The sequence below is a fragment of the Burkholderia sp. COPS genome (assembly GCF_019425585.1).
Classification (GTDB): domain Bacteria; phylum Pseudomonadota; class Gammaproteobacteria; order Burkholderiales; family Burkholderiaceae; genus Burkholderia; species Burkholderia cepacia.
Map to the genome: position 1 here is coordinate 200,609 of NZ_WIXR01000014.1, position 8,682 is coordinate 209,290.

Genomic DNA, 8,682 nt, shown 5'->3' on the forward strand with positions numbered 1-8,682 from the left:
CGGTTAACGCGCCAAAACGAACCACGCGATGCTGTCTGCATTTCTAATAGCCTGTTCAGGATGTTCTTTCGCCAATCGTTCGCAAGCCCAACGGCCATACGCGCCCGGGTAGTCCTCGGAACCAAATGTATCTATGAAATGCGAACACTCGTGAACTATCGTAAGTTGCTTCGATGATAAGTTGCTCGCGGAGCGGTCAGGTAGCGAGCAGAAATTGATATTGATCGCAATGGTATGCGTCGCAGTATCCGGACGACAAACATGCGCCACTTCTCCATCGAGCCCCTTCATATTGGGCAAGCAGCCAGTAGCCAAGTCCGCGTCAGAGCCGGGACGTACAAAGTTCTTGGCGGTCAGGTTCGACATGACTGTCACGAGAGCCCCGAGACCCGCAGTCAACCGGGTTCTGACCGTGCTGTCAGACGAACCGAACCACTCGACAACGCGAGCCTGTGTATCGGGCGTCCATCGCGCCAGTGCGGCTATTCTCTGCTTAGTAATAACAACAGCCTCATCTCTCAACCCTAGAACAAGCTTCCTGAATTCTGCGTCAGTCATGTTAGGACAGATAGGCGGACCGTTCAGTGACAACGGAATTATGACTTTCGAACCGCGGACCGTATTCGATTCACCTTTCCCGACCTGAATCCAGTCACCGTTTCCTTGCGTACTTTCATTGCCCGTTACCATGTTCTTTACTCTTCCACATAAATTTCGATTTCCAATGCTTCCCGGCTCGTCGTAACAATTCGTTGGGTATGGCCGATAGCATCCGTAACACCGCTGAACACTTCTCCGGACGCGGTATGGATACGGTATTGCACGCGTGCCAGGGGTCGGCCGGTATCGGCATCGTGCAAAACAAACTGTTCGTCGTGTTTAGCGTGAATCGCCAACGACGAACGAGGAGTGGTCTGCCCCGTCAGCGCCACCGCTTCCTCTGCCGTGAAAATCATCCTCATGTTGCGCTCCGCGTAGAACACCGGCGGCGGACTGCAGCCACACACGTTGATATCACCGCTCAATGCCCATTGCTTGCCGTTCGGGCCCGTGCCGGGCCAGCGCGGCCCCTCCGGCGCAACGAATCCTTCTTGCTTGCAGGCCGTGCAGTAGGTTTTCATGCCGAGCGTGGCGATTTGTACTGCCGGCGGCGGATTAGAACAGGTCACGGAGTCGAGACCTTCGGTGATGATCGCGCTTCCGGCGCGGTCGCCCTGGGCGAGGAAGGACCGGATCACTTCGCTGCCTCTTGATCAGCCACGACCGCCAATTTCACCACCGTGAAGGTGTCGGCCCAGCCCCTTCCTTCACCTTCCGGGGAGTCCGTGACGATATCGCCGTTTGAGAGTTCGCTACCAACGAAGGCGAGCGGCGTGAAGTCGGGGGAATTCGCGATGCCAAGGCCGCTGATGATTCGAGCGGTTGAACCGTCCACATAGTGAACCATGTTTCCCACGACAGCGGACTTGCCGAGCGATTCGCCAACGTCCCACGTGCCGGTTGCTTCACGCAGCACGCCGCCCCTCGCGGTCGTCGCCCCTTTCACGGCCAGCCGGTAGCGTGGGCGAGCGGGCGGCGGTACGTAAGCAGGATCGAACAAGCCGGGAATCGGTTTGTCATCGGTCACCCGGATACCGGCTCCGTCTTGCAACGTTTGAGTGATGACGTCGCCGTTGCTTAGTCGCGAGCCGACTAGCGCCATTGGCTTGCCGTCGGACGTGGCGGAAAATCCTGCCCCGTCGACGACAACGGCCTTGGTGCCGTCGTCGTATTGAACGACGTCACCGACGCGGGCCAGCATCAGCCCACGATAGCTCGTCTTGCCAGCGACTTCGGCAACCCAACCGCCGCGCCTGGTACGCGAGCCGATGGTCGCGAAAAGATGGGTAAGCGCTTTTGCTTCTTGTTCGTTCGGCATCCTTCATCCCTTTCCGGTTAAGTAGGTGAAATGTGCTCCACGCCAACTTAAAGCCAACCTAACAGGGCGATCAATCGTCCGTGTACGAAAATTCGGCAACGATTATCTGGTATCCGAACGAATGTCATGAAGAATTATCGGACGCAAAGTTTTGAGTATGATTTCCAGGTATCGGGCGGTACGCTGTCGGGCAGGATGCCCGCACTCGTTGAACTTTTTGTCCGCAATGCCCATACGTCGCCCGCTCGTCTAAAACGACTGAACGCAGGGATTCGCGAATTCAGACGCCGGAAGCACGTTTGTAGCGCTCATCTTTATTGACCGCAGACTCTCGTCCGGATTCGCTGGGCGGCGGATTTCGTATTGAAGCTGTAAGGGACCGCGTGGCGCGAGGACAAGGCCCGCCATCCGAGGGTGCGTAGCGCGCCGCCGCAATCGGCCCTCAAGTTGCCGCGACCGTTTGCCACGGTGCGGAAACCAGGGCCGATCTCAAACTTGTGGGCGGCGACGTCAGGGGCAAGTTCAGGCGCGATGCCGCCGGCCCGATCCGGCAGCACCCACCACACACTTCCCAGTGCCAAACACGTCGCTCACGTTTTCCCGCTACTCATCATCCGGCGACGCTGCAACCAGTCGAGCAACTGCCGCCCGTCGCGCTCACCGAACCACCGCGCGTGCCCGATCAGATACCCGTCGTATGCGATATCGACGATGGCCGGCGCATCGATGATGCAGCCGAAATAAGCCACTTCCGACAGCGCGAACTCCATATGCACGATCGGCAGCATCGCGACCAGCGCCGCATAGGCTTCGTCGCCCAGCGGTTCGAGTGACTCATACCCGTCGAGCAGCGCGTCGATCTGCGCGTACTCGACGCGCCGCGCGTCGGCAGGCGCCATCCAGTCGACCGTATTGCGCTCGATCGCGAGCGCAAGGTCCATCACCGCGCAGGTGCGATCCGACAAACCGAAATCGAGCACCGTCCGCACCTGCGCGCCGGGCCCCGCCTCGGTCCACAGCAGGTTCGACGCGTGCCAGTCGCCGTGCGTCCACAGCGGCGGCAGCGCGGGCAGCAGCGGCACGAGGCGCGCGTGATACGGGCCGATCGCGTCGGCCACGTCGCCGCGCCAGTCGCGCGCGCCGAGTGCGCGCACGAGCAGCGGCTGCGCCTCGACCCAGCGTTCGAGCGCGCCCGCCAGATCGTCGGACGACAGCACGCGGAAGCTCGACAGCAGCGTGCGCAGGGGCCGCGCCGGCGCATCGTAGCCGGCCGACGCGCGATGCAGCTCGGCCAGCGCGCGGCCGGCCGCGTAAGCGTGCGACGCATGCGTGAACGGCTGCCACGACATCACGCCGCGATACGGGTCGACGCCGGGCGCGAGCACATGCACTTCGTAGGTCCAGTCGCCGGACGCGAATGCGGTCGCACCGTTGCGATCCGCGAGCACGTCGACCACCGGCATGCCGCGTTCGCGCAGGTGCGCGATGAAGCGATGCTCTTCCTCGAGCCCCGCGACATCGCGCAGGCTCGCGTGATGACGCTTGACGAACAGCCCGCGCCCGTCCGCCATCCGCACGAGCACGGCCGCCGCGAACTGTCGCGGGCTGTGCCACGTGAGCCGCTCGGGCTCGCCGGCGCCGTCGATGCGCGCGAGCACCGCCGCCACCTCGTCGTGCGTCATCAGCGGCCAGTCGCGTTCGGCCTGCTCGCCGTCGACACCGAATTGCGGCGGCGCGACGTCACGCGGCAGGGCGCCATCCGGCTCGAGTGGGAATGACATGAACGACGTTGCTCCGTAGTTGAATCGGCGCGTGAATCAGCGCGCGCCGCCGCCCGTTGCCAGCGCACCGCCGGCCGCCGCGCGCAGCGCCGCGGCCGTGCGGCTCCAGTCGCGCCAGCCGACGACGGCCAGCCCGATGAACAGCGCGTAGAGGCCGGCAGTCAGATACAGTTCCTTGAACACGAACATCCCGACATACACGACGTTCACGACGATCCACAGCCCCCACGATGCGATGTAGCGCCGCGCGGTCCAGTATTGCGCGACGAGGCTGAACGCGGTCAGCGAGGCATCGACGAACGGCAGTGCCGCATCGGTCCAGCGCGCCATCATGCCGCCGAGCAGCGCGCTGCCGACGACGGCCGCGATCAGGTCGGGCAGCATCTGCATCGGCCGCACGCCCGTGACGGGCGCCACATCGCCTGCCGGCGCCGCATTGCCGTCGGCCTCGCTCGCGCGCTGCGCGAGCCAGCGTTGCCAGCCGTACACCTGCAGCACCGCGAACGCGCCTTGCAGCAGCATGTCCGAATACAGCTTCGCGTCGAAGAAGATCCAGCCGTACAACGCGACCGACACGAGCCCGACCGGCCAGCACAGCATGCGCCGCTTCGCGGTCAGCCAGATCGCGAGCGCGCTGACGATCACGCCGGCGATTTCGAGTGGGGACATCGTCTGTGCTCTCCAGGTTAGCTGCCGGGGCTGCGGGTCACGCGGCCGGTTCCGGACAGTCAGAAATCATAGGTCAACGACACGCGGGCGGTGCGCGGCGCACCCGGGAACAGGTACGCATCGCCCTGCTGCTCGCCCGCATCGCGCCAGTAGAACTTGTTGAACAGGTTGTCCACCGACACGCGCAACACCGTGCGATGGCCGCCGATCTTCGTCGTATAACGCGCGCCGAGATTGAACACGAACCACGCCGGCACCTGCGCGGTGCCCTCCTCGTTCGCGTTGCGGGCCGCGCTGTACTCGACGCCGCCCAGCACGTTCAGACCGGCCACGCCCGGCACCGCGTAGTCCGCATACAGCGACGCGCGCAGCGCGGGCACGTTGATGACCTGGTGCCCTTCGTAGGCCGGCGAACCCGAATCGTACGCGCGCGCACGAATCGCCGCGACGCTGGCCGTCAGCCCCAGACGCTCGGTCACGCGCCCGGCCGCGCCGAGCTCGATCCCCTGGTGCCGCTGCGTGCCGCGCTGCACGAACGTGTAGCGCTCGCCCGATGCGTCCGGATCGGCGAACTGGAACGGCTTGCTGATCGAGAACACGGCGGCCGTGAGGCTCAGCCGGTCGAGCCAGTCGTATTTCGCGCCGACCTCGATCTGGTGCGATTCGACGGGCGGCAGGAACGCATACGCGTTGGTCGCGCGCACGGGCGCCTGGTCGCCGAGCGACAGCGCCTTGCTGTACGACGCGTACAGCGACAGCACGTTCACCGGCTTGTAGACGAGCGCAACCTGCGGCAGGAACACCGAGCGGTCGGTGTGCGTCGCGTCGCCGTCGAGGCTGCTCCAGCTGCGCTGGCGCAGCAGCACCTCCTTGCCGCCCGCGAGCACCTGCCAGTGTTCGCCGATGCTGATGCGGTCGAGCCCGAACACGCCGTACTGCCACGAATCGAGCTGCGGATACGACGGGCCGGGCGTATTCGGCGACGGTGCGAACGTGACGTCGGGTCCGTAGATGTTCTCGCTGCCGACATAGTCGTACACGGCGGTCGCCATGTGCACGACACGGCGCTGCACGCTCACGCCGAGCGTCAGCTCGTGCCGCAGCGGCCCCGTCGCGAACTTGCCGGTCGTGACGGCACGCAGGTCGTCGTTGCGCCGGTATTCGCCGGGGCTGCGGAAGTCGTACACGTCGTAGTCGCCGTTCGCGCCGAAGAAGAACGGCGACGTCGCGCCGGCCGTGCAGCTCGCCGCATACGAGCAGCCGTACGCGAACGCGCTGTTGTCGTCGATCATCGTGCGGCTGCGGCCGGCGGCGATATACGCCTTCCAGTCGTCGTTGAACTGGTAGTCGAAGCGCGCGTTCAGGTTCAGCGCGTCGGTCGTCACCGGTTTCGCCCACGGCTGCGTGCCGAGCGCCTTCGACGTCGTCTTGACCGACGGCACGACGGTGCCGCCGAGCAGCTGGTAGCCGGGTGCGGAGCGCTGGATCCACTGCTGGAATTCGGCGTTGAGCTGCAGGCTCGCGCGCGGGCTGATGTCCCAGTCGGCGGCGATCGAGCCGAACGTGCGCCGTCCGTTCGTGCCGTCGATGTAGGAGTGCATGTTCTCCTTCGCGGCATTGATCCGGAAACCGAACTGATTGTCGGGGCCGAAGCGGCGGCCGAGATCGACGGCCGCCGACGTCGAGCCGCGGCTGTCGACGCCCCCCGTCACGCTCGCGACGTTCGCCGAACGCTTCGTCACGAAGTTGATCACCCCGCCGGGCGCGACGACGCCGCTGTCGATGCCGGCAAGCCCCTTCAGGATCTCGACGCGCTCCTTGTTCTCGAGCGGCACGTTCTGTTCGCCGGACACCGTCAGCCCGTCGATCCGGATCGCGCTCGCGAGATCGACCGGAAAACCGCGGATCGCAAAGCCTTCGAAATAACCGACCGGCGCATAGTCGTTGACGACCGACGCGTCGTTGCGCACGACGTCGCTCAGCCGCTTCGCCTGCTGGTCGTCGAGCTGCGCGCGCGTGACGACGCTCACCGACGCCGGCGTATCGCGCAGCGGTGCGTCGTCGAGCCCCGCGACGGATGCCGTGCGTGCGCGCAGCGCGTTGCCGCGCTCGCCGCTCACCGTGATCGTCGGCAGCGTCGCGCTGCCGGCCGCGCCGGCGTCCGGCGCCGGCGTGTCGCCCTGCGCCGCGGCGGCCTGGGCCGCGAAAAGTGTGATGCCGACGCCGACACCAAGCCCGACCTTCGCGCGCCGCCGCCGTGCGGGCGACGCTGTTGTTCTATTCACCGTCATTGCTCTGGATGGAAAACTCGCCACTCGACCCTGTCGAAACCCGTTACGAAGCTGCGAAGCGTGCCCGCGACCGGGTCTGCCTCCGCCGGACGCACGCGCCGGCACGACATTCGTCAGACGAACCGGGCGAACCAGACGATCCGGCACGCAAGCGGGCCGCTCGGTCGGGAAGACGCAGGATGGGACATCGGATTCAGGTGACGCACCGGGAACCGACGCTGCCGTCGACCGGTTCGTCGGGGCGTGTCGGGCGGCCGGCTGCATCGCGCGGTCTTGTCATGCGGGGGACGCTTCGAACGCCCCGGTACGGGCGCGACGGTCTGGTGCGCGCCGTTCGCTGGAACGGCGGCGTGCCCGTCGCGCACGACATCGCGGCGCGGCGCGCATTTTACCCCGGGCGGGGCGGGCTGCCCTGGAATCGGGCGAATCGGGTGAATCGGGCGAATCGGATGGGCGGGGAAGGCGGGAACGGGAACCGCGCGATTCGCGCGGCACGGCGACGGTGCCGATGTGCGCATGACTGGCGTCGTGCGCGGCCACCTCGATGACCGGCACCGTCGGGTCACGCGGCCGGAAACCGGAGCGGGAACGTTCGCCCGCTCGCGATCCGGCGGCCGGTCAGAATCCCTGCATCGTCGCGGTCGGGTCGACGACCAGGTGCACGACGCCGTAGATCACCGCGCCGACGAGCAGCGCGAGCACGATCGCCACGAACGGCAGCAACGTGTAGTTGACGTTCGCGAGGTCGGCCGCGTGCGCCTTGCTGTTGCGTACGCCGAAGAAACTCCACAGGACCAGCTTGATCATGCCGAGCAGTTTCATGGTTGTGCTCCTTTTATCGAATCGGTTGACGCTATCGTCGATCCGACCGGCATCCGAAAAAAGAAGCAGTTGCGCGCGCTTTTCGCGCAGCAGGCCGTCTGCGGCCGCATGTCGCAGGGCGCGTCAGCAGTCGAGCACGAGCGGCTCCGACCCTTGCGCGGGCCGCGCGACGCACAACAACGCGCAGCCGGGTTCGACCGGTGCATCGGGTGCCTGCTCGTAGTCGACCGCGCCCGACAGCACGCGCGTCGCGCACGTGCCGCACGACCCGGAGCGGCATTCGGACGGCACGGCCACGCGCTGCCCTTCCGCGAATTCGAGCAACGTGCCGCCGGCGGGCGTCCATGCGGCATCGCGGCCCGTGCGCCGGAATACCACCGGCACGCTCGCGACCTGCGCCCCGGTCGTGCGGGTCGCGCTGCGTGCCACGCTCGACGGCCCGAACGCCTCGAAGCGGATGCGTTCATCCGGCACGTTCAGCGCGCGCAGCCCGTCGTACAGGTCGCGCATGAACGCCGACGGCCCGCACAGGTAGAAGTCGTAATCGTCGAACGTCAGGAGCCGCTTCAGTTGCGCGATGTCGATGCGGCCTGCCTGCGCTGCCGAGCCATCGTGAGGATGGCTGTCGAACCAGTGGACCGACAGCCGTGCGTCGGCGGCCGCGATGCGTGCCAGCTCCGCCGCGAACGGCCGGTCGGCCGCGTCGCGCGCGCCATGCACGAACACCACGCGGCGCGATGGCCGATCGTCCGCCAGCGCGCGGCGTAGCATCGCGATCATCGGCGTGACGCCGATGCCGGCCGACACGAGCACGGCCGGGCGCGGGCTCGCGAGATCGAACGTGAAATGCCCGCGCGGCATCTGCGCGTCGAGCGTCATGCCCGCCTGCGCGCGATCGTGCAGCCATGCCGATACGCGCCCTTCGCGCTTCACGGTGATCCGGTAATGCGTGCCGCCCGGCGCATCGGAGAGCGTGTAGCTGCGGATCGACGGCGCGTCGCTTCCCGGCAGCGCGACGCGCAGCGTCAGGTGCTGCCCGGCTTCGTAGGCGGGCAATGCGCCGCCGTCCACCGGCTCGAAATGGAACGAGCGAATCGCGCGCGCTTCGTCGACGATCTTCGCGATGCGCAGCGGCCGCCATGCGGGTGCCGATGCGGGTGCCGATGCGGATGTCGACGCGGATGCCGATGCCGATGCCGAT

General features: G+C 66.2%; 8 protein-coding genes. All 8 read right to left on the bottom strand.

Features of this window, described 5'->3' with window-relative positions; genetic code table 11:
* Positions 1–3: 3 nt before the first annotated feature.
* Positions 4–690 (bottom strand): M35 family metallo-endopeptidase, encoded by a 687-nt coding sequence (locus FOZ70_RS13005; RefSeq protein ID WP_081058622.1) that lies wholly within the window; start codon positions 688–690, stop codon positions 4–6.
* 5 nt (positions 691–695) lie between these two features.
* The gene (locus FOZ70_RS13010) at positions 696–1,238 is read right to left on the bottom strand and encodes a hypothetical protein (protein ID WP_059484173.1); all 543 of its coding nucleotides are present in this window, start codon (positions 1,236–1,238) and stop codon (positions 696–698) included.
* Positions 1,235–1,918: a PAAR domain-containing protein gene (locus tag FOZ70_RS13015; protein WP_219706027.1), complete on the bottom strand. Its 684-nt coding sequence runs from the start codon at positions 1,916–1,918 to the stop codon at positions 1,235–1,237. Before FOZ70_RS13015 ends, FOZ70_RS13010 begins: the two co-directional genes overlap by 4 nt.
* 590 nt (positions 1,919–2,508) lie before the next feature.
* Positions 2,509–3,699, bottom strand: coding sequence for a phosphotransferase (locus FOZ70_RS13020; protein ID WP_219706028.1), 1,191 nt, complete (start codon positions 3,697–3,699; stop codon positions 2,509–2,511).
* A gap of 36 nt (positions 3,700–3,735) precedes the next feature.
* Positions 3,736–4,368, bottom strand: coding sequence for a nicotinamide riboside transporter PnuC (gene pnuC, locus FOZ70_RS13025; RefSeq protein ID WP_021157393.1), 633 nt, complete (start codon positions 4,366–4,368; stop codon positions 3,736–3,738).
* A gap of 59 nt (positions 4,369–4,427) precedes the next feature.
* On the bottom strand, positions 4,428–6,659 hold the full coding sequence (locus FOZ70_RS13030; RefSeq protein WP_219706029.1) for a TonB-dependent siderophore receptor: 2,232 nt from the start codon (positions 6,657–6,659) through the stop codon (positions 4,428–4,430).
* A gap of 618 nt (positions 6,660–7,277) precedes the next feature.
* Positions 7,278–7,481 carry a DUF2970 domain-containing protein gene (locus FOZ70_RS13035; RefSeq protein ID WP_021164122.1) on the bottom strand — a complete coding sequence of 68 codons (204 nt, stop codon included), beginning with the start codon at positions 7,479–7,481 and terminating at the stop codon, positions 7,278–7,280.
* Between the two features lie 123 nt (positions 7,482–7,604).
* The coding region (locus FOZ70_RS38065; protein ID WP_258025619.1) for a 2Fe-2S iron-sulfur cluster-binding protein at positions 7,605–8,682 on the bottom strand (1,078 nt) is incomplete at its 5' end.